The 22,926-nt window shown below is 39.4% G+C and carries 19 protein-coding genes; 11 read left to right on the forward strand and 8 right to left on the reverse strand.

The annotated features are described in order from the left end of the window. Positions 1–205: 205 nt before the first annotated feature. The 3 genes from ACEXOE_RS03715 to ACEXOE_RS03725 all read left to right on the forward strand — a co-directional run bounded on the left by ACEXOE_RS03715 (position 206) and on the right by ACEXOE_RS03725 (position 3,571). On the forward strand, positions 206–1,288 hold the full coding sequence (locus tag ACEXOE_RS03715) for a radical SAM protein (protein WP_394747381.1): 1,083 nt from the start codon (positions 206–208) through the stop codon (positions 1,286–1,288). Positions 1,289–1,379: 91 nt separating this feature from the next. Next, the gene (locus ACEXOE_RS03720) at positions 1,380–2,900 is read left to right on the forward strand and encodes a B12-binding domain-containing radical SAM protein (RefSeq protein ID WP_394747382.1); all 1,521 of its coding nucleotides are present in this window, start codon (positions 1,380–1,382) and stop codon (positions 2,898–2,900) included. After that, entirely contained in the window at positions 2,900–3,571 is a 672-nt protein-coding gene (locus tag ACEXOE_RS03725) for a methyltransferase (RefSeq protein WP_394747383.1), read from the forward strand. The genes ACEXOE_RS03720 and ACEXOE_RS03725 overlap by 1 nt, the downstream gene beginning before the upstream one ends. Before the next feature lie 52 nt (positions 3,572–3,623). Here the strand turns inward: ACEXOE_RS03725 and ACEXOE_RS03730 are convergent, their stop codons facing one another. Together ACEXOE_RS03730 and ACEXOE_RS03735 are read right to left on the reverse strand one after the other, a co-directional pair. Continuing rightward, entirely contained in the window at positions 3,624–4,142 is a 519-nt protein-coding gene (locus tag ACEXOE_RS03730) for a lipocalin family protein (RefSeq protein WP_394747384.1), read from the reverse strand. A 157-nt stretch (positions 4,143–4,299) separates the two neighbouring features. Then, positions 4,300–6,951, reverse strand: coding sequence for a DUF5916 domain-containing protein (locus ACEXOE_RS03735; protein ID WP_394747385.1), 2,652 nt, complete (start codon positions 6,949–6,951; stop codon positions 4,300–4,302). A gap of 253 nt (positions 6,952–7,204) precedes the next feature. On the opposite strand from ACEXOE_RS03735, the gene rplM reads away from it, so the two are divergent. From rplM to tsf, 4 genes are all read left to right on the forward strand, one after another. Beyond that, entirely contained in the window at positions 7,205–7,660 is a 456-nt protein-coding gene (gene rplM, locus ACEXOE_RS03740) for a 50S ribosomal protein L13 (RefSeq protein ID WP_394747386.1), read from the forward strand. Beyond that, positions 7,660–8,046 carry a 30S ribosomal protein S9 gene (gene rpsI, locus ACEXOE_RS03745; protein ID WP_394747387.1) on the forward strand — a complete coding sequence of 129 codons (387 nt, stop codon included), beginning with the start codon at positions 7,660–7,662 and terminating at the stop codon, positions 8,044–8,046. The genes rplM and rpsI overlap by 1 nt, the downstream gene beginning before the upstream one ends. Before the next feature lie 221 nt (positions 8,047–8,267). Further along, on the forward strand, positions 8,268–9,344 hold the full coding sequence (rpsB, locus tag ACEXOE_RS03750; protein ID WP_394747388.1) for a 30S ribosomal protein S2: 1,077 nt from the start codon (positions 8,268–8,270) through the stop codon (positions 9,342–9,344). A gap of 99 nt (positions 9,345–9,443) precedes the next feature. Next, positions 9,444–10,409, forward strand: coding sequence for a translation elongation factor Ts (gene tsf, locus ACEXOE_RS03755; RefSeq protein ID WP_394747389.1), 966 nt, complete (start codon positions 9,444–9,446; stop codon positions 10,407–10,409). A gap of 72 nt (positions 10,410–10,481) precedes the next feature. Here the strand turns inward: tsf and ACEXOE_RS03760 are convergent, their stop codons facing one another. The 6 genes from ACEXOE_RS03760 to ACEXOE_RS03785 all read right to left on the reverse strand — a co-directional run bounded on the left by ACEXOE_RS03760 (position 10,482) and on the right by ACEXOE_RS03785 (position 17,131). Then, on the reverse strand, positions 10,482–11,888 hold the full coding sequence (locus ACEXOE_RS03760; protein ID WP_394747390.1) for a serine hydrolase: 1,407 nt from the start codon (positions 11,886–11,888) through the stop codon (positions 10,482–10,484). 100 nt (positions 11,889–11,988) lie between these two features. Next, on the reverse strand, positions 11,989–12,795 hold the full coding sequence (locus ACEXOE_RS03765) for a DUF4097 family beta strand repeat-containing protein (protein ID WP_394747391.1): 807 nt from the start codon (positions 12,793–12,795) through the stop codon (positions 11,989–11,991). Positions 12,796–12,806: 11 nt separating this feature from the next. Beyond that, a complete protein-coding gene (locus tag ACEXOE_RS03770; protein ID WP_394747392.1) occupies positions 12,807–13,676 on the reverse strand; it encodes a DUF4097 family beta strand repeat-containing protein in 870 nt (289 codons plus the stop codon). A 67-nt stretch (positions 13,677–13,743) separates the two neighbouring features. Next, positions 13,744–14,556: a HEAT repeat domain-containing protein gene (locus ACEXOE_RS03775; protein ID WP_394747393.1), complete on the reverse strand. Its 813-nt coding sequence runs from the start codon at positions 14,554–14,556 to the stop codon at positions 13,744–13,746. Continuing rightward, complete coding sequence (locus tag ACEXOE_RS03780; RefSeq protein ID WP_394747394.1) at positions 14,556–15,113, reverse strand: RNA polymerase sigma factor; 558 nt, start codon at positions 15,111–15,113, stop codon at positions 14,556–14,558. The genes ACEXOE_RS03775 and ACEXOE_RS03780 overlap by 1 nt, the downstream gene beginning before the upstream one ends. Before the next feature lie 146 nt (positions 15,114–15,259). After that, positions 15,260–17,131 (reverse strand): M61 family metallopeptidase, encoded by a 1,872-nt coding sequence (locus tag ACEXOE_RS03785; protein ID WP_394747395.1) that lies wholly within the window; start codon positions 17,129–17,131, stop codon positions 15,260–15,262. 205 nt (positions 17,132–17,336) lie between these two features. Between ACEXOE_RS03785 and pyrH the strand changes: the two genes are divergently transcribed. From pyrH to asnS, 4 genes are all read left to right on the forward strand, one after another. After that, positions 17,337–18,044 (forward strand): UMP kinase, encoded by a 708-nt coding sequence (gene pyrH, locus ACEXOE_RS03790; RefSeq protein ID WP_394747396.1) that lies wholly within the window; start codon positions 17,337–17,339, stop codon positions 18,042–18,044. A gap of 90 nt (positions 18,045–18,134) precedes the next feature. Beyond that, entirely contained in the window at positions 18,135–18,689 is a 555-nt protein-coding gene (gene frr, locus ACEXOE_RS03795) for a ribosome recycling factor (RefSeq protein ID WP_394747397.1), read from the forward strand. Between the two features lie 282 nt (positions 18,690–18,971). Next, positions 18,972–21,389 (forward strand): efflux RND transporter permease subunit, encoded by a 2,418-nt coding sequence (locus tag ACEXOE_RS03800; protein WP_394747398.1) that lies wholly within the window; start codon positions 18,972–18,974, stop codon positions 21,387–21,389. 83 nt (positions 21,390–21,472) lie between these two features. Further along, a complete protein-coding gene (asnS, locus tag ACEXOE_RS03805; protein WP_394747399.1) occupies positions 21,473–22,915 on the forward strand; it encodes an asparagine--tRNA ligase in 1,443 nt (480 codons plus the stop codon). The last annotated feature ends 11 nt before the right edge of the window (positions 22,916–22,926 follow it).

A 22,926-nucleotide genomic window follows, 5' to 3' on the forward strand; every position in this document is an offset into this window, starting at 1 on the left:
GATAGTATAGTGGGAAATAGATTTTTTCATCAAAGAACAAGGCTAAGGGCTCTTGTCTTAGAAACCACATGCATGTAAAAAGTTAAAATTTGCCTATTTTTGGGTAAAATCAAGGGTTTCTCGGATATTTATACGATACCGATAGCTATAAGATTCTCAACGCAAGGATTCTTACTAATGGTATAAAAGCTATAAAGAAAATTATATGAATTTAGGAGTATTAAAGAAGGTTAATAAAAAGTTTTTACCTCAGAATTATCTTTTCCATCCCGAATGGATCGTTTTAGGGGTAAATAATGTCTGTAACCTGCACTGCAAAATGTGTGATATAGGCACCCAAAACCTCGATAGTAATTTTGCCCAAAATTTAGTAGGTACCCACCCCTTGAATATGCCTCTGGATTTGATTAAAAAAGTAATTGATGACACTGCAGCATATTACCCAAAATCCAAATTGGCCTATGCTTTTACGGAACCCCTTGTCTATCCACATTTAATTGAATCTTTAGAATACGCCGACAAAAAACAATTACGCACCACCATTACCACCAATGCATTAACATTAAAGCATAAGGCCAAAAAACTTGTGGATGCAGGTATCAATGAAGTGTACGTATCTTTAGATGGGCCTCAGGACGTTCATAATGAAATAAGAGGGCATAAGAAATCCTTTCAAAAAGCCTTGGAAGGTATTGAGGAACTTTTAAGCGGTCCTAAAAAACCTAGGGTCAGTATCATTTGTGCCATTACGGAATGGAATATTGAAGTACTACACGAATTACTGGAATCACTAAAACATTTACCTATCCATGATATTGGGTTCATGCATACACAATTTGTCACCAAGGCAGCTGCGCAATTGCATGAGGATTCTCCTTGGAACGTACTATATCCTGCTTCCGACTCCAATATTGATCTTTTGAATTTTGACAATATGGATCTTGATCGTTTGCTTCTGGAAATTCAGACGATCAAAAAATCGGATTATCCCTTTAAAGTATATTTCTCTCCAGAAATCACTACAAAGGAAAACTTAGCATTGTACTATCATCAAACCGAAAAAATCATTGGCAAACTGTGCCATGCGGTCTACACAAGCATCATGATAAAATCAGATGGCTCGGTCATTCCTGCACACGGCAGATGTTATAATTTAACCTTAGGGAACATGCACGAACAAACACTGAAGGAAATATGGTCTTCCGATGTGTTGCGAAGATTAAGAACAGATTTACATAAAGCGGGAGGGTTATTTCCTGCCTGCAGCAGATGTTGTAGTGCCTTTTAATCATGGAATCCTCAAAATCTTGCAATTGCAAAAGGAGAAATCAATAGAATCATAATATCTTTACCAATCTCTTATTTTAACTATCCGTATCATGTGCAACAAAGCTTTAATTTTTAATCCACGTAGTGCTAAAGGCAAGCATCGGATTCCTAATTCCATTTTACAGGTCGGTGCATCGATCTACGGTTTGTACGACTTTGTATTTGTTGATGGCAACTTGGAAAAAGATCCTTGGGCTAAGATTAAATCTTATTTTGATACTGGGGAATTTAAATATTTCTGTTCTACGGTAATGCCAGGACCACAATTGAGTCAGGCTATTCCATTTACCAAAAAAGTAAAAGCGTCTTTTCCCGGTACCGTTACCATATGGGGCGGGTATTTTGCTTCCAACCAGTTTAAGGTATCCATAGAATCCCCTTTTGTGGATTTTATTGTAAATGGTCCGGGGGACGTTACGTTCCCCTCTTTATTGAATGCATTGGAGAAGAACGATCGGGATGGACTCAAAAATATTAAAAATCTTATTTATTTAGATGAGGAAGGCACCATAGTCAAAACAGCAAAGGAAGCTCTTTTGGATCAAGACTCATTACCTCCTTTGCCCTACAAACACCTGGATTCTTTTTACCCCTTACACAATTATTTGTGTAAGACTTTTTTAGGAAAGCGGACATTCTCGTACCATTCTAGTTTAGGCTGTCCCTTTACCTGTTCTTTTTGTGCGGTAGTACCTATCTATGATGGTCGTTGGAAGGCAAAATCTGCCCAAACAGTATATGACGACGTTAAATATTTCATTGATAAATATGATATTGATGCGGTTGAATTTCATGACAATAATTTTTTCACCTCTAGAAAAAGGGTCGTTGAATTTGCCCAATTGATTAAAGATGATAATATCACTTGGTGGGGAGAAGGTAGAATAGATACGATCAATAAATACAGTGACGACGATCTTAATTTGATGAAGGAAGCGGGTTGCAAGATGATTTTTCTGGGTGCCGAAACGGGAAATGATGACATCCTAAAACAAATGAACAAAGGAGGTACGCAAACTGGAAATGGCATTAAAGAATTTGCGAGACGCTTATATCCAATTGGCATTATTCCCGAATTTTCATTTGTACTCGGTATGCCGGCGGACACCCCGGAAGAGGTGATGGCACAAATTGATTGGGATATTAATTTTATCAAAGAAATCAAGGAGATCAATCCGGATACCGAAATCATTATCTACCTCTACAGTCCTGTTGCCACGGAAGGATCCGAACTATATGAGCAAATACAGAGTGCCGGATTTAAGTTCCCTCAAGATCTGGAAGACTGGTTGAATCCTGCCTGGGCGAAATTTGATTTACGCAAGAACCCCTTAACACCTTGGTTAAATGCAACAATGGTGGATAAAATCCAAAACTTTGAAACGGTATTGAACGGCTATTATCCCACGGCCTCTGATTTTAGGATCAAAGGATTAAAAAAACAGTTTTTGCGGGGAGTATCCAAGTTTAGATATAAGAGCGGTTTTTATAAATACCCCTACGAAATTAAGGCCATGCACAAGCTATGGAAATATCGCCAGCCCGAAATCGAAGGTTTTCATTCTGAATAATGCGAGCATTTCTAAAAAAACTGACCCATCCTTTTTTAAAAAAAGGAGCACAGTGGTACTATTCCAAACCCCGAAAGTACCGCTATGACGATATTGAAGTGCTTGTACATCCCGATGTTTTTCCACCGCATTTAACACTCAGCACTAAAATATTACTGGATTTCATGAGCCCTATGGAACTTCAAGGGAAGCGTTTTTTAGAATTGGGCTGCGGCAGTGGAATAGTAGCATTATATGCCTCCAAAAAAGGGGCTAAAGTTACCGCCACGGATATTAACACCACGGCATTGTCTTTTTTGGAAAAAGCGGCGGATCACAATCAGTGCACTGTAGAAATACGACATTCCGATTTGTTCGAGAATTTACGGGAACATCATTTTGACTACATTTTTATCAACCCCCCGTATTATCCACGAAAGGCTAAAAATATAAAAGAGCAGGCCTGGTTCTGTGGAGAGGATTTTGAATATTTTAAAAAGCTATTTCAGCAATTGCCATCATATTTAGAAGAAAATGCGCAAACCTACATGATTCTTTCAGAAGATTGCCAAATAGCCACAATTCAAAAATTGGCAATACACCAAGGTATTTCCATGAAAGTAATTCATAAAAAAAAGGTAGCTGCAGAAATGAATTATATCTACACCCTTGCCTTAAGCACTAAAAATTAAAGTGGGTCCGATGAGAACCCACTTTAGACAAATATTATGTTCCTGTATGTAATTATCTTCTTGTAAAAACAGCACCTGTCCCTGCCAAGGTATTTTCATCAATAAGCTCTGCTGGAATAGTCAAGGTATCTCCTTCCAAGACTACCGTAAGCACTTGTTCTTCCCCATCTTGAGTGATGGTCAATTGATCATCTTCCAAACTCCATGTAGCTTCTTCGGTAAGCAAGGTTTCAGGACAGCTTATCATAGGAATGCCCCCGCCTAAGCCGGCAAGTTGATCGGAAAAATCCCTGAATTCAACAACGGCGGTATCGTCTTCATTGAAGGTCAAGGTAGAGATATCACAGCCATCATCTATCAATGCGGTCAAAATACCATTGATCAACACCAATTCCGTTGTAGCGTCGACCCCAGTAAGATCTAAACCGGAAAAATCCCAAATACCCACTAACGGATTTACTTCTTCCACAGGAGGTGTTTCCGTTTCTCCGGAAGTGTCTACTTCGCTATCACTGGAGCAGGAAAAAATGAACATGGTCCCTAAAAATAAAATTAACAGATTACGTTTCATTACTTTGTTTTTTAATTTTCGTTTTTCATTAGGGCGTAAATGTAATCGGTATATTTGAAAACTTCAAAGTTCTTATTATAAAATACAGGGTATCCCCGACCAAGAGTCAGATTAATCTCCATTTTCATCACTTAACAGAGGCATACTCTATATAATTTTAAAGAATAAATCGATATGTTGCCTTGATCAAGAAAATATTTTGAGGTTTTTCATTGCCAAAAATGGTATTCTCCAAGCCTTGAAAAAGTCCATCTTGGGGATTCCCTGAACGCGATAAATCTTGAGACCAGACCAAAAAGATCTCCGAGCCCGGGATGTACTCCCAACGCGCCACCAAATTCGATCGGAATTGCACAAAAGCGAAATCCGGATCACCAAAACTAAAATCCGTTACACCATCCAAATTTTCGTCTACATTATACGTGCCTTCGTTTAGCTGTATCTGTCCACCCCCATAGGCTGAGAATCGATCTTCAAAGCGAGCGGCCTCGGCATTATCCACCACTTTGAAATCCGAATACCTGCCTCTGGAAATAAAAGGTTGCCCCCAATATTGTATGGTGAGATTAGGATTGATATTATAATTCATTCGGAAAGACATGCTCAAAGTGCGTTGGGCAATAGTACCATTGAGATATCGCGTATCCCCGTTCACATCTATATTGCTTACAAATTGCAATTGATCGTTATTGATATTGTAGGAAGGTCTCGCCGAAAAGCTAAGGGCATTTATAGGTTGATACGTTACCCCGAAACCTATATTATAGGATTCGTATGAATTATCGGTAGCCTTGCGGCCATTATGGAACATATTCAAACGTACTTTTTTACGGCCATCCGTGCCCACGCTGTTAAAAAAGCCAATTTCGGGGGATTGTCGTAATCGGGGGCCACCTCTTAGGGCAAAGTTGGAATATTGAATGGGAGCGTAATTGAACCCTATGTTGGAAAACCAGTTGTTTTTCCAGTTTTGCCATGTATTGGTATTAAAGCGTAAACTATTATGATTCCCTCCAAAATCCCATACGCTCCAATGGTTGTAATTGATTCCCACTCTTCTAAAACTATTATCGGGCTTTAGAGTTTGATAGCCTACCCAGGTATAGTGTCTGATATCATCTGCCTGCCGTTGAAATCCTATATCGTTCAACTCCAATTCAGGGGAACGCCAAGTTGCCCCCGATTCAAATCTCCAATGACCATTTCCAATCTTACCTATTTTTAAGTTTCCACCACTCCCCGTCAATGAAGTTTTGTCGGGATCCACTTCCACATGATCCGCACCTACCCTCTGGAATAAATGCGTAATAGACTCCTGTGTATTTTGTATGGCTTCGGCACTTCCCAGGACATGACTCCATATAAACCTTCCTTCCAAATACCAGTCCCTTTCATTCCACTGATGCTTAAAATCAAGTCCCCCCGAATAAGCAGCACGGTGTAAAAAACTGACTCTTTCCGTTAGGGCATCCCTGTTCGTTGCCGTAAAAATCCCTCCAATGAAGGTATTGTTCTCATTAAAATCCTTCTGAATTCGACTGACAAAATAATTGGTCAACGGCTCCACAATTTCTTTGCGCCTATCGGTGCCATTGGCAATAGTAGCATAACGCTTGGCGGTAACACTTTCCAATACCCCTATAGACCAGCCATCCTGGGTCTTCCCACTAAATTTTGCCGCACCAAGTATGGGTGTATTTTCGGGCTGATCTACAAAATCTCCATCCGAGGTATTGGGAAAACCTTGGGGACTCCTCCCTATGCGCCTGGAATAAAATACATTATCAAAACCAAAAGTGTTGCCCGCTTGGGAGTTTGATACAGTATAATCGAAAATGTTTTTGTTCTCCACGAAAAAAGGGCGTTGCTCCCTAAAGAAAATCTGAAAACCATCTAGAGCAATGGCTGAGGGATCCGCTTCTACTTGTCCAAAATCAGGGTTTACCGTAAGATCTATGGTAAGGTCGTTGGTTACGCCAATTTTGGCATCGAGTCCTGCAGTAATTTGATTATCGTCTCCATCTCTAAAGGGATTCCCGTCCTCCGCTTCAAAAGTTTCCCTATTGGCAACCGTATAAGGCTGAATCTCCAATTGCTTCTGAGGCTCTAAACCTATTAGGCCATGCAATTCCCCAAATTCACTTACCCAACCTGGAGTATCTATAGGTTTTCGTTGCCAAAGCGAACGTTCTTCCGCTCTAAAAAAGCGTCGGGTAGATTGCAATCCCCAAACCTGTTCTTTTCCACTTCCAAATTTTAATTGACTTAGCGGTATTTTCAATTCGGCAGTCCATCCTTCCGTGTCAACATTTGTTTTTACATACCAGATAGGGTTCCAACTCCCATCCCAATCTTCTCCATTATTGGAAATAAATTCATCGCCTTTTACTCCAGCAGCTGTGATCGTAAAGGAGAAAGCCGTGCGTTTATCGTGATAGCTATCGATATTGAACTCTACCCAATCTCCCTCAAAGCCATCCCGCCTGGATAAGCGCTTAACGATATTCTGAGGTTCTGCATCATAACAGCGTACTCCTATATATAGAAATCGCTTGTCATATACAATCTTAAATTTGGTCTGATAACTGGGCGCAGTGTTTTCATCGGGTTGATTCTCAATATAGTCTCCTGTCCATTCTACGATATCCCAGGAGGCGTCATCCAACATTCCATCAATATCAGGGGCTTTTAAATTGTTCAAGGCTTTGGTGGTATACACCTTTTTCGGAACGGTATTGATGGTATCTTGGCCCACCAATGTTGTCTGCGCCAAAAAAAAGGCGCAGCACATTGGAATAAGAAGTTTCATGTTGTCGTTTTAGATTGATTCACAGTAAGGACTCGCGAATATGGAAGCAGTTACACCTTTCTTTGGATTTTAATTTTTATTTAACAAAAACCGCTATTTCAATCTATCTTCGCAGGGAGGATTTGGCCTTATCTTACCGCCAAATAAAATTTTATAAAATAATCTGAAACAAGCATTTGCATTTCAAGTTAATAATTGTACATTTGCACCCCGTTTATAGGGATTGGAATGTTTAATCAATAAATATATTAGTGTGGATACATTAAGCTACAAAACTGTTTCGGCCAATAAGGCAACGGTAGACAAGCAGTGGTTATTAGTTAATGCTGAAGGGGAAACATTGGGGCGTCTTGCTTCTAAAGTAGCCAAATTGCTTAGAGGAAAACATAAACCTAATTTTACACCGCACGTTGATTGTGGAGATAATGTGGTTATTATCAACGCAGAAAAAATCAATTTGACCGGAAACAAGTGGAACGACAAAACATATTTGCGTTATACTGGTTATCCAGGTGGACAGCGTTCTGAAACTGCCAGAGAAATTTTGGCGAAGAACCCTGCCCGTATCGTAGAAAAATCAATTAAGGGAATGCTTCCAAAAAATAGACTAGGTGCTGATTTGTTCAGAAACCTTAGAGTGTATGTTGGATCAGAGCACGATCAGGAAGCGCAAAAACCCACCGCTATTAATTTAAACGACCTTAAATAATGGAAGTAATTCATAAAATAGGTAGAAGAAAAACAGCTGTTGCACGTGTATACGTATCCGAAGGTACGGGTAATATCACTGTCAACAAAAAAGAGTTGAACAACTATTTTACCACAGCTACTTTACAATATAAAGTAAAGCAGCCTTTTGTACTTACAGAGAATGAAAACAATTTCGATGTAAAAGTAAATGTATATGGTGGTGGAATCACTGGACAGGCAGAAGCTATCCGATTGGCCTTGTCAAGAGCATTATGCGAACTTGACGTGGAGCATAGATCTACACTTAAACCAGAAGGATTATTGACTAGAGATCCAAGAATGGTAGAGCGTAAGAAATTCGGACAGAAGAAAGCCCGTAAGAAATTCCAGTTCTCTAAACGTTAAAATATTTTTAATACAAGTGCTGAAATCGTTTCGGCACTTTTTTCATAAGTTCATTGATAACCCATACCGGGTAAATTAAGATATCGATATGTCAATCGATATTTATGGAGATCTTTACGAGATAAAGGTCCCATTTAGTTTAGCATCTAAATGCTAAAGGCCCATCAATTTGGTGGCCACTTTAGCATTGCTAATTCAAAGGAACGTAAACTATAAATAAAATGGCAGACAAAATTGAAGTAAAAGAATTATTGGAAGCAGGTGTTCATTTTGGACACTTAACCAGAAAATGGAATCCAAACATGGCGCCCTACATCTACATGGAGCGCAATGGAATCCACGTAATCAACCTCTACAAAACCGTTGCAAAATTAGATGAGGCCAACGAAGCCCTTAAAAAAATTGCAGCCTCAGGAAGAAAAATACTTTTTGTAGCAACAAAAAAACAAGCAAAGGATATCGTTGCCGATAAAGTTGCTAAAGTAAACATGCCCTACATCACAGAAAGATGGCCAGGAGGTATGTTAACGAACTTCGTTACTATTAGAAAAGCGGTAAAGAAAATGGCGTCCATTGACAGAATGAAGAAAGATGGAACTTTCAACACTCTTTCTAAAAAAGAACGTTTACAAGTAGATCGTTTACGCGCCAAATTAGAGAAAAACTTAGGTTCTATCTCTGAAATGACACGTTTACCAGGAGCTTTATTCATCGTAGATACAATGCGTGAGCACATTGCTGTAAAAGAAGCTCAAAAATTGAACATTCCAATTTTTGCCATGGTAGATACCAATTCCGACCCAAGAGATGTGGACTATGTAATTCCATCCAATGATGACGCTTCTAAATCCATTGAAGCTATTCTAACGCAGGTTACTAATGCTGTTGCTTCAGGTTTGGCAGAGCGCAAATCAGAAAGACAAGCAGGTAAAGAAGGTAAGGAAGAAGCTAAACCACAAGCTGCTGCCCCTAAAGAGGCTGTAGCTGAAGCCCCTAAGACTGAAGAGGCCCCTAAAGTAGCTGCAGAAGCTGCACCAGTTGCAACCGCAGATGATTTAACAAAAATAGAAGGTGTTGGTCCTAAGATTGCTGAAATTTTCCAAGCAGCTGAAATCAGCACATTCGCTATTTTGGCCGGAAAATCAGAAGAGGAATTAAAAGCTGTATTGGCTGAGGCAGGTTCAACATTTGCTTCCAAAAACCCGGCTTCATGGCCTAAGCAGGCTCAGATGGCCGCTGACGGTAAATGGGATGAGCTGAAAGAATGGCAAGATAACGTCAAAGGAGGCGTTGAATAGGCATATCTTTTTTTAAACTGAATATTAATTTAATATTGGCTTAAAGAGATACGATAACACAGTATCTATATTTAGCATTATCATAAAACATATCATACAATGGCTAAAATTACCGCCGCAGAAGTAAACAAATTAAGAAAAGCTACCGGTGCAGGAATGATGGACTGCAAAAATGCATTGGTCGAAGCTGAAGGGGATTTTGACAAAGCAATTGAAGTTCTTCGTAAGAAAGGACAAAAAGTAGCTGCTAAAAGAGCAGATAGAGAATCTTCGGAAGGTGCAGCTATCGCTAAAACCAATGCTGACAACACCGTAGGTGCAGCTATCGTTCTAGGTTGTGAAACCGATTTTGTTGGAAAAAACGAAAACTTCGTCAAATTGGCTAATGAACTTGCTGAGCTTGCACTAAACCACAATACAAAAGAAGAGTTTTTGGCTGCTGATTTTGGAGGGATGACCGTTGCCGATAAATTAATCGAGCAAACTGGGGTTATTGGTGAAAAATTAGACATTAAGGCATTTGAAAAAATAGAAGCGCCTTATGTTGGAAGTTATGTACACATCAATAAAATTGCTGCTTTGGTTGGTTTATCTGCTAAAGTAGATAGCTCAGAAGTACTTGCAAAAGATGTATCTATGCAAGTTGCCTCTATGGGTGCCACTACCTTATCCTATAAAGATTTTGATCCCGCCTATGTTGCTTCCGAAACTGAAGCTAGAATTGCGGCCATTGAAAAAGATAATATAGAGTTGGGACGTTTAGGAAAAACCCTAAAGAACGTACCCCAGTATATTTCTATGGCGCAATTGACCGATGACGTATTGGCCAAGGCGGAATCAGATGCCAAAGCTGAGTTGGCTGCTGAAGGAAAACCAGAAAAAATCTGGGACAGAATTATTCCTGGAAAAATGGAGCGTTTTATTTCAGACAACACTACTTTAGATCAAGAACAATGTTTATTGGATCAGAACTTCATTAAAGATGAGAAAATCAATGTTGCAAAATATGTTTCATCTCATGGTGATGTTGCTATTTCTGATTTTAAACGTGTAAGTTTAGGATAACAAAACATTATGTTTCATAAAAAAAACCGCTTTCGTACGAAAGCGGTTTTTTTATGCTTATATCCATAGAAATCATTTTCCGTTACCCTTTATTTTTTCTTGAAGTAACTTTAACTTTTCAAGACCATGACTATTCTCTGGGTTGAGCGTTACGGATTTTTTATAATAGGTAATGGCTTTCGCCATATCTCCAGCCATTTCATACCCTTCCCCCAAACTATCCCATACATTCCATGAATCTGGATATTCTTCGGTATTGAGTTGAAATACTGCAATGGCCTTATCAAACAAATTTCTTCCCGCCAAGGCATATCCTAAACCATTCATCATAGTTTCTAAATTCACCGAACTATTTTGAGCGCGCTGCTCATGATACGTTTGCACAGCCACACCCAATGATTTATTTAGAAAACTAGTATACAGCCTTTCCCGAATTACAGCACTCTTATCTTTTAAGTCAGGATTGGCAAAGCCTCCTATATAATCCGCTATGGCATTGATATTGGGAAAGTACTTATAGCCGTTGGTCAATACGACAACCGTGATATCCTGTTCTAGATACTTCTTTAAACTCACTATTGTACCTCCAGAAAATCCTAGGGAAAGTTCTCCATTTATGCTTCCTCTTCCCCAACCATGGGCAAAATCATGACCGTTTTGATAGACAAAAGGTGCCCACATTCCAGCTTTTGTTTCTACCCTAAGTAATTTGTTATGATCTAATGCATTATTCCATGCGATGAACTGATCCAAGGTAGTCGCAATACCTGCCGCACCATACATGTACTCCGGAATGTCATACATTTTTGGCGCTACGATGCCTTCCTCATTGGGAAAGTACTCCGTAGCCCGTTTCCTAATGCCTTTCTCTCCTGCAAAAACCAAGGCATTGTGATCTCCATTAAATTGATGGTTTGTTAAAAACTGCTCCAAGGAGCTACCACTAACTTTGGCAATTATGCGATTTAACAACCAAAAATTGGTCTGATTATATTTAAAACGGTCTCCGGCAGAAAATGCTATGGGCTCTGAAAACACCTTCGTTTTATGCTCTTCTTCACTATCAGCATCAAAAAATATCATATCGGGCAAACCTGAGGAATGTGATAAAAGGTGCTTAATCTTAATTCCCTTCCACGTTTCTGGGAGTTCATTCATATAGCTTCCTATTTCATCTTCTAGAGAGAGTTTCCCATTTTCAATGAGCTGAAAAATTGCAGTGGACACGAAAACTTTGGAAAGGGAGTGCAGTTTAAAACGAGTATGTGCCGTAACGGGTTCCTGTTTTTCAACATCAGCCATTCCATAATATTTCTTATGGATTGTTTTTCCGTCTTGAATCACCGCAACAGCCGCTCCGGGAATTTCATAGCGCTGCATACTGATATCCATATAATCATCTATCTGTTGTTCTAAAGATTGACCAAATGTCAAGCTATTCCCCATTAAGAATATCAAAAGTGTAACTATTTGTTTCATTGCTTTGTTTTTAGGGTGTATTCGCTCTAGCGGTCATTTCCAAACGACCGCCAGAGTGAATATCCGATTCGTATTTTGATTTAGACTAGGTTTTTTTGGCTTAATTGGACCGAATCATAATATCGCCCTGCCAGGTCTTAAAGAGCATTTCGGCACCACCACCATTTATCTTTCCCTTCACCCATTGCTCCAAGGAAATTTTACGGGTATCCGAATTACTATTGGTTTCAACCGTAAGTTTTTTATCTTCTATGGCCATATCAAAGTCCGTAAAAATCTCTCCCATATCCGATCTCATTTTCACATTGGCCTTTAATGATTCTGGGAAGGTAATGTCAATATCCCCCTGAAAACTACTAAAAGCCATACTGGTATTTTCCGTAATGCTATTAAACACTACTTTAATATCACCGTTCGTGGTGTCTGCCGAAGCAGAGCCAGAGATATCCTTTAAGGTAATTTCCCCATTAACATTGGAAATTTCCATTTCTCCCTGCACACCTTCAACTATAATATCCCCCTTATTTACCGTACTTAATCGTAAATCAAAATTCTTCGGGACTTTTATCTCCAAATCTGTTTTTCGGTTGTGTTGTTCATTGATAATCTGAACAACATTATTTCGTTCCTCAGCACTAATCGACAGAGAGGAATTTGCAATTCGCTTCATCCCTTTTCCCGCATCACTGTTTCTGGTTTTCCGTTCTTCCAAAGTCGCTTTTACGATAATTTCGTTGCCATCGTAGCCCACTACGGAAATAGAACCTTTAATCTGACCTAATTCCAGTTTTCCCTTATTCCCAGGTTCACTTAAAGGAACCGTAAATAATTCTACTTGTTCTTGTGCATGCGCCACAGATACGATACAACACACAAAAGCGATAATGATTTGTTTTATATTTTTCATGGTGAAGTCCTTTATATTTTTTTGATAATTACATTTCCATTCAACGTTTCAAAATTATGATCCAAACTTCCGGAACCTATTTCCACAATAGGTCTGGCTTCGAACTTAAATTTTATTTTCCCTTTCTTATTTGAAGAATTCTTAGATGTTTTGGCATATTGTTTTACGACATCAAAATCCGTAAACAATTCTCCATTCATACTCTTAAAGGCTATTGCAGCGGACAAGTTTTTCTGATATGCAATGTTGATATCCCCATTCAATGCATAGTATCTTGATGGTGCTTCTGGATTCTTCGCATAGGATATCTGTACCTCTCCATTCACCGCATGAACATCGGTCTGTCCGGTAACATTCGTAAGCACAATACCTCCATTTACATTGTTGGCTTTGATATACTTCCCTGCCATATCCGTTACCTCTACTTCCCCTTGGTTTACAGTTCCCACTACTAGTTTGATTCCCTTGGGCACCTTCAAAGTAAAATCCATTTGGTGATCGTAGGACAAACGTTCATAATTATTGTTACAACTTGAGTTTAAATGGCCATTCTTATATTCAATATTGGGAATCCTAGGATAAATCACAATTTCATTCCCCTGCTTCTCTACTTCCAGTCCAATTTCTTTCTTCCCTAAATCTACGTCTGACTGTCTGTTTGCTTGAATGGTTTTCTCTACCACCAATTGAATCTCGGTACCGTTATAACCTTCTACGGTTATGGATCCATTAAGATTCTGTACGATCAATGTATTCTCTGCACTTTCCGTAGTAAAAGCGATTTCTTTATTGATCTTTTCTTTAAACTCTTTTTCCTGTGCCGTAACACATTGCACTAGTAGTGCTACTACAATGAAGGCATACCTCACTTTTGTTTTCATTTGATTTGTTTTTAACTGTTCGTAATTTGATTATGGCATGTGATCATGCACTTTATTGATGAATAAACTAGATAATTTCCCGTATTGATTTTTCGAGCTTTTGCTTCACTGCTCCGTTCAGTTCCGATGTTCGCATTAATTTCTTAAAGGGTTCTATAGATTTTTTCTCTTGCAAGCTTACCATAAGGTCGGCAAGGGTTACTTGAACAATGGGCGAGTCTTGTTGTACGATAGATGCTACCAGTCCCTCCCTTACTATAGGGTTATCCAAATAATTTACTAAGGATTCTATAGCCGCCAAGCGTACATTTACATTGTCATCGTTATTCAACGTCTTCAATAAGGCTTTAATGACCTTATCATCTGCTTCTTTGAATTTTACAGCCTCATTGACGCCTTGAAGTCGTTTATTGGCTGAAGGCTGCTCCAATAAGGTCAGTACCAATTGCTCTCTAACCTCCTGCGTTTCCTCCGTACCGGTCAAGGCTCCTTTCGCGTTCTGCCCATCTTCTCCTGAACTCATATACTGTCCCAACCCAAAACCTGCAATTAATATCAACAAACCATAGGCCAATTGAGGTTTGAATAAGAACCCAAAATAATCTCTCAGATTGGTCATCCAAGCCGCAGGTTTAGCTTTCTCTTTTTCCATTTCTGCATAGAGTACTTCATAAAACTTTTCATCCATAGCTACAGAAGGTTCCGGAAAGGCAAAGTCATCCATTCTTGACCATGCGTCTGATACCGATTCAAAGTTTTCTTGGAATTCTGGATGTTTCCCCAAAAACTCCTCAAATGCCGTGCTCCCTTGTTCATCCAATTTTTCCGACAAGTATTCCATTGCCCAAATCTCAAACTGCTCTTTATCCATATCCTCCATCACTGTTTATTTTCCAATTGCATAAAAATTCCTTTCAAATCTTTTAAAGCCCTATGTGCTTTCACTTTTGCTGCGCCCTCCGAACAACCAAGAACCTCCCCTATTTCACTAAACTTCATTTCTTTGTATTTGCTCAAGACCAATATTTCCCGTTTTTCGACCGATAATCGCTCCATAGCTTTGTTCAACAGACTCAGATTATCGTTTTTGATAATTCCTTCCTCAACATTCACGGTACTCTCTAATTTATAATCTACCGCACTGAGTTCACTTTGATACCTATTTTTTTTATTTTTCTTATAATGGTCAAAGTTTACGTTTCGAGCCGTGCGGAACATCCAAGCCATAAATGAACCTTCTCCAGTGAAGGTATGTTTGTATTTTAACATTCGTACAAATACATTCTGTACCAGATCTTCACTTAAAGCTGCATTACCGTTCATATTGTAAAAGAACCCAAAAACACGTCTCTTATGACGTTCGTAAAGCAAGCCCAATTTATCTAGTTCCCCAGATTTTACTTTTAGCATTAATGCATTGTCGGTTAGTGTTTGCATTCTTGTGTTTCAATTTTCAAAAGGGTAAACTTCCCCTTTTTAAAAAGGTTACAAAAAATTTTATTTTCTTTTAAGATACTCCTTATTTATCATAAAAAAAGCGGCTCCTTACGGAACCGCTTTTTCAACTATTACTTTATTTCTTATTATCCTTTCATCCAAATCTCCCTTAGCTTCTTTTGTTCATCTGAAGCATTTGGAGCTGTTTTTATAGTTTCTACTTGGAGCATGGGTTTCCCCACAGCTCCTGCTATCTGAAGTTCTTCCCCATTGCGTTCCACTACCATTTTCACTTCAGTCTCCGGAGTCCAACCAAAGCTTTGACCAATGATGGGCCGTATGGACTCCAAGGTAATGGCGGTACCATTGATACTCTTGATGACATCTCCCCCTTGAATTCCCAGATTATTAAAGAAACTATTCAACGTAATTCCCTTGCGAATAAAAATAGCGTTATTATTGGCTTGATCCACATCGATAAACGGAATATTACCATCTAAAAAATAACCACTTTCTTTTTCCTCAGACCCTTTGGTAAGTCCTACTCGACTCAGAAAGACATCATAGTCAATAGGCGTTTCGCCCACCACATGTGTATTAAAGAAGGTACGCACTTCCGGATAGGTCATGGCCACAATTTCATCGAGTAAATCGCTGTCGTTAAAGGGGGTCATTTTACCATACTTATTGGAAAGTTCTTTCATTAACCACAGTACGCTCTTCTCTCCATTACTTAAATCCCGCAAGGTAATATCAAGAGCCATATTGATCAAAGCGCCTTTCTCATAGACATTGTTATAATTGTCTTTATACGGATCCTCCAGAACATTCTTGCTCATCTCTGTAAAAGACATCGCATCGTCATACGCCTTGGCATTGGTTATTTTACCCATAATCCTATTGTAAAACTCCGCCTCATCGATCAAGCCTTGTTGAATTTGAAACAAATTGGCAAAATATTCGGTGGTTCCTTCATACATCCACAGGTGTTCCGACATTTTTGGATCGTTAAAATCAAAATACTGAATTTCTTTAGAGTGCACACTCAAAGGTGTTACGATATGAAAAAACTCATGGGAAACAACATCTACCATAGCCTGTTCCAATCTGTCCTTAGCCATCTGTTCGGGCAAGACCACTACTGTTGACGTATGATGTTCCAATGCGCCAAAGCCTGTGGCATCGGTTTCTCCCAATGTGGATAAATACAATAAAATCGTATAGTGTTTTGTACTATTGATAGTTCCCAAAAAAGATTTTTGAGCCCCCATCATCTTTTGCATACGATCCTTCAGGCTCGCCGCCGTGTATAAATTATTAGGAGAATATACGCTTAAGGTAATTGCGATATCATTGATTTGAAAGGTTTCCGTATCCGCTTTGGCATACAAAATAGGGTTATCAATAACTTCAAAATAACGGCTTGCCTTAAAATGATCTTGATTGGCTTTCCCATTGGGAACAGTGACTTTTTCCAAGGACGTAGTCGCGGTCAACCCTTCGGGCACATCAACGGTTATGGAATAGGGCACTTCTTTCAATCCTCCAAAATACCCAACAAAACCATGTAGATTCAGCATAAAGTTCTCTCCTTTGGCAATGTTGGTTCCTGCCGGGGAAAAAACAGCATCTGCCACTTCACTCTCCGTATCATAGGTATCGTTTACTTCATACTTTACCCAATCCAGCTTCTTTCCCTCTGCGATGACCCAAGTATTTTCATCTTTCTTGCTCACAGCGAGCTCATCCCCTTTATAATCATAAGCCTTAAAGTTCTCAATATATTTCCCATAATTGTCAGAACTATAAGTTCCAGGAACTGTTTTTGGGATATAGAAGCTGACATCATCTTTCGTAAAAGCTCCAGGATTCACCACAACGGTAACTTTGTCATCTTTAACATTGACCAAATCTATGGTAGTCGCCATAGGTGTTTTCGCTGCTGTAACCAAAGCTTTGGATCCCCCACAGCTATATACCAGTACCCCTAAGGTCAATAGCATTATTATTTTTTTCATAAATACCGTTTTTAAATTCTATTGATTATGAAGTTCTTTTATTTGAACCTTGTATTTGACGCGATGTCAACGATTATGTTACAAGAATATAAAATAATATCAAACTGATGCTTAGGATTTAAAAAATTATTGCCAGATATAAGCATAGTACGGAGCTCTTCCATAAATTATTTTGATTATTTTTGCTTGATTTTAATCCATAACAATGCAATACAAACGTATACTTTTAAAACTGAGTGGTGAAGCTTTAATGGGCGAACGACAGTATGGGATAGACCCAAAGCGACTTTCGGAATATGCCGAAGAAATAAAAATTGTTGTCGACAAAGGTGTACAGGTAGCCATAGTAATAGGTGGAGGCAATATTTTCAGAGGCTTGTCCGGTGCCAGCAATGGAATGGATCGTGTACAAGGAGACCATATGGGAATGTTGGCCACGGTAATCAATGGTCTCGCATTACAAGGAGCCTTGGAAGACAAGGGCATTGAAACCCGTTTGCAATCTGCCATTAAAATTAACGAAGTTGCCGAACCTTTTATCCGAAGGCGTGCCATGCGTCATTTGGAAAAGGGAAGAGTCGTTATCTTTGGTGGAGGAACAGGAAATCCATATTTTACAACGGATTCAGCTGCTGTTTTAAGGGCCATAGAAGTGGAAGCCGATGTTATTTTAAAGGGAACACGCGTAGATGGAATCTATACTTCCGACCCCGAAAAGGATAAGAACGCTACCAAATTTGAAACGCTTTCATTTAATGAGGTACTTACCAAAGGGTTGAAAGTTATGGATACCACTGCATTTACCTTAAGCCAGGAAAACGAACTTCCCATAGTTGTTTTTGATATGAACAAAAAAGGGAATTTATTGAAAATCGTTGCTGGGGAAAATATAGGCACCGTGGTAGACTTATAGCTTGGTACGGTATATGATGGGTGTATTAATTAGAAAAGGAAACTAAACTTAGATCCCGACACAGTTTTCGAGATCGCAGAAATTTAATATATGAACGAAGACATTACCTTTATATTAGATACTACAAAAGAGAGTATGGATGGCTCTATAAAACATTTGGAAAAGGCATTTGTGAAAATTAGAGCGGGTAAGGCCAGCCCCGTGATGTTGTCCAATGTTATGGTGGATTATTATGGGTCCCAAACACCATTATCACAAGTAGCCAATGTGAATACGCCGGATGCCCGAACCATTTCGGTGCAGCCATGGGAAAAAAGCATGCTTCAAGAAATAGAAAGGGCAATCATGAATGCAAATCTTGGATTCAATCCAATGAACAACGGAGAAACGGTTATCATTAATGTTCCTCCTTTGACCGAAGAACGAAGACGGGATTTGGTAAAACAGGCAAAAGCGGAAGCGGAAGATGCCAAAATAGGAGTTCGAAATGTACGCCAGGATTCCAATAAGGAACTTCGCAGTCTGGAAGTTTCTGAAGATGTATTAAAAAATGCGGAAGCAGATGTTCAGGAACTAACCAATACCTTCAGTAAAAAAATAGACGATCTTTTAAGTATAAAAGAAGCAGAAATAATGAAAGTATAGGTATTGCTTCTCTATGATTTTATAAGGGATGGTCTAAATGCCATCCCTTTTTTTGTACACAAAAACGCGCACAAAACCCTTTGTTTTCACCCAAAATCTAGGTCTTTTTTGTACCTCATAATTTTTATCCAAAACTCCCTCAGGGTTATAGAGGTGCTTCACAATCTTTTTTTACCTTTGCGCAAGGAAAAATAAAGCATGCGATGTGCATATTTTAATGGTATGTTACCCAGGTTCAATATGGTATTGATACAGGGGATTCGTTTGAGTCAACACATTTAAATGGTAGCTAAGCTAACACAGGGATTTTGGGCCAAAACAGCACGAATTATCCTTAGAAATAGAATACTGATCTTAATTGGCATTGCCGCAATTACTGTCTTCTTGGGCTTCCAATGGGAAAAAATGCGTTTTTCCAACACTCAGGCCAATCTCTTACCAAATGACCATCCTGTAAATCAAGAGTACCAAGCTTTTTTGGAGCGTTTTGGAGAAGAAGGGAATACCATTGTAATGGCCATTAGCGATAGTGCCTTATTCACGCCATCCAAATTTGAACGCTGGAACAAACTAAGTAAGCAACTAGAAGCCTTTCCAGAGGTAGATTTTGTGCTTTCCACAGATAACTTACAAGAATTGGTCAAGGACGACAATGAAGAAGTTTTTGTCCTCAAGCCCTTTCTTGAATCCACATTAGAAACAAAAGTGGAAGTGGACAGCCTTGTGGAGCACCTACTCAATGATTTGCCCTTTTATGAGAATCTCATATACAATAAAGAGACTAAGACGATCCGCACCATTATGTATATGGATCAGGATATTGTAAATACTGCCGTGCGAAAAGACTTTATTCTGGAAGATTTGGCAAACCTGGTCAATGATTTTGAAAAAGAGACCCAAATGGATGTGCGTGTCTCGGGAATGCCATACATACGCACCAAAAACTCCCAAAATATTATTGATGAGATTGGAAAATTCATTGGTGCGGCCCTAGCAGTCACCTCTTTAATTTTTTTCTTTTTCTTCCGTAGTTTCAGGGCCACATTTATTTCTATGTGTATTGTAATTATTGGCGTAATGTGGGCTTTTGGCATCCTTGGCTTGCTACAGTATGAAATTACCGTATTGACCGCCTTAATTCCACCTTTGATCATTGTCATTGGAATTCCCAATTGCATTTTCCTGATCAACAAATACCAACAAGAAGTCAAGAAACATGGCAATCAGGCCTTGTCCCTGCAACGGGTCATATCCAAGATCGGGAATGCCACTTTAATGACCAATGTTACCACAGCATCAGGTTTTGCCACCTTTATTATTACGGATAGTAAATTATTAAAGGAATTTGGTATCGTTGCTTCCATAAACATTATAGGGATTTTTATCCTCTCTTTGCTGATCATTCCTATAGTATATAGCTTTATGTCACTTCCCAAGACCAAACATCTAAAACATCTGAACAAAAGATGGATCGATCGTTTTGTCAATTGGATGGAAAATATTGTTAGGGAACGAAGAATTGCGGTTTACATTTTTTCCATAGCCTTGCTCGTTGCCAGTATCATAGGAATTTATCAAATAGATATCTCAGGAAGCCCCATTGAGGATATGCCCAAAAAATCTTCTTTTTTTAAGGACATACGTTTCTTTGAAAAAGAATTTAAAGGCATCATGCCTGTAGAAATCGTTGTAGACGCTAAACGACCAAGGGGAATTCTAAAACCGGCAACCTTAAAACGAATGGACCGACTGGGTCAGGTCATCGATGATATCCCTGAGCTTTCCAAGCCCATTTCAGTGGTGAATCTGGTGAAATATTCCAAGCAAGCCTTTTACAGTGGCATCCCCAAATATTATCAATTGCCCACGGCCCAGGAAAATACCTTTATCACCGATGTAGCCCGAAAATCTTCCAATAATGCCAATTTACTCAAGAGTTTTGTAGACAGTACAGGGCAAGTGGCCCGTATCACTACCTATATGCGCGATGTAAAAACGGACCGCATGGAGGAAATTGAGGAAGACCTTTTAAAGGAAATCGCCAAAATATTCCCTGAGGAACGTTATGAGGTCCATATGACGGGTAATGCCCTATTATTTTTAAAGGGGACCAAGTATTTGGTAAAGAATCTTGTGCTCTCATTGGCCCTGGCCATTGGACTCATTGCCCTTTTTATGGCGTATTTGTTCCGTTCCTTTCGGATGATCATTATTTCTTTGATCCCCAATTTACTGCCTCTAGTGATTACGGCTGGAGTCATGGGATTTGTAGGTGTACCCATTAAACCTTCCACCATTCTAGTATTTAGTATTGCTTTTGGTATTTCCGTTGATGATACGATTCACTTTTTGGCGAAATATCGGCAAGAGCTCACTGCAAATAATTGGAAGATTAAAAAATCGGTTTATGCTGCCCTGCGAGAGACGGGTGTAAGTATGTTCTATACTTCCATAGTGCTCTTCTTTGGGTTTTCGGTATTCATCATTTCCAATTTTGGAGGTACTGTAGCCTTGGGAGCCTTGGTCTCTGCTACTTTGCTTTTTGCCATGTTGGCCAATCTCACCTTATTGCCTTCACTCCTATTGTCCCTAGAAAAAAGCATAGCCAATAAAGAAACCCTAAAGAAACCCCAGATCGATATTCTACCGAAAGAAGAGCTTGGCAACACTAGCGAGGACGAAGATAGCACTACATCGTAAAAAGCACATTTATACTCCTGTTATAGGCCATCTTTTTTCTTAAAAAGGCTATCTTAGCCACTTCAAATTTAGAAGTAATCAAGATGAAACCATATCGTATAGCAGCACTGCTCACAGGAGATCTTATACAACAGGAAGTTATTGTCAATGGATGGGTACGCGCCTTTAGAAGCAATCGCTTTATCGCCTTGAATGATGGCTCTACATTAAATACGCTCCAATGCGTAGTTGACTTTGAGGAATTTGATGAGGATTTGCTAAAACAAGTGACTATTGGGGCTGCTTTAAAAATAAGGGGAACCCTTGTGGAAAGTCAAGGAAAGGGACAAGCTGTAGAAATCCAGGTAAAGGAAATTGCGATTCACGGAACTGCCGATCCTGAAGCTTTGAAGCTAACCATTCTTTCCCCCAAAAGACATACTTTGGAAAAATTGCGTGAGCAGGCACATCTCAGAGTACGCACCAATACGTTTGGGGCAGTGATGCGGGTCCGTTCCGCCTTGGCTTTTGCGGTACACCAATATTTCCGCGAAAGTGGGTTTTACTATGTACATACCCCTATTGTAACAGGTTCTGATGCCGAAGGTGCTGGTGAAATGTTTCGAGTAACTACTCTGGATGCCCAAAACCCGCCTTTGAATGAAGAAAAGACGGTGGATTATAGTCAAGATTTTTTCGGAAAAGAGACCAATTTAACCGTATCCGGACAATTAGAAGCCGAAACCTACGCCATGGGCTTGGGGAAAGTATATACTTTTGGACCTACTTTCAGAGCTGAAAACTCCAATACTTCAAGACATTTAGCAGAATTCTGGATGATAGAACCCGAAGTGGCCTTTTATGATCTGGATGATAACATGGATCTGGCTGAAGATTTCATCAAAAATGTACTAGCGTATGTATTGGAACATTGCGCGGATGACCTGGCTTTTCTAGAGAAACGCCTTTTGGACGAAGAGAAGACCAAACCTCAAGCGGAACGCAGCGAATTATCCCTGATCGAAAAATTAAAATTTGTCACGGAGAACACCTTTAAACGTGTTTCCTATACTGAGGCTATCGATATTCTCAAAAACAGCAAGCCCAATAAAAAGAAAAAATTCAAATACCCTATTCACGAATGGGGTGCCGACCTACAGAGTGAGCACGAACGTTTCTTAGTGGAGAAGCACTTTAAATGCCCTGTGATTCTTTTTGATTATCCGGCAAATATCAAGGCTTTTTATATGCGTTTGAATGAAGATGGAAAAACCGTACGCGCCATGGATATCCTATTCCCAGGGATAGGAGAGATTGTAGGGGGGTCACAACGGGAAGAACGCTTGGATGTATTGCTCGAAAAAATAAAGGCATTGGGGATCGATGAAAAGGAATTATGGTGGTACTTGGATTTACGAAAATTCGGTACTGCTGTACATAGCGGTTTTGGCCTTGGTTTTGAGCGCTTGGTGCTCTTTGCCACAGGGATGGGCAACATTAGAGATGTAATTCCTTTTCCAAGAACACCACAAAATGCGGAATTTTAAATTGAAATCTT

The organism is Spongiimicrobium salis, from assembly GCF_043678055.1.
In the GTDB taxonomy this organism is placed as follows: Bacteria; Bacteroidota; Bacteroidia; order Flavobacteriales; family Flavobacteriaceae; genus Spongiimicrobium; species Spongiimicrobium salis.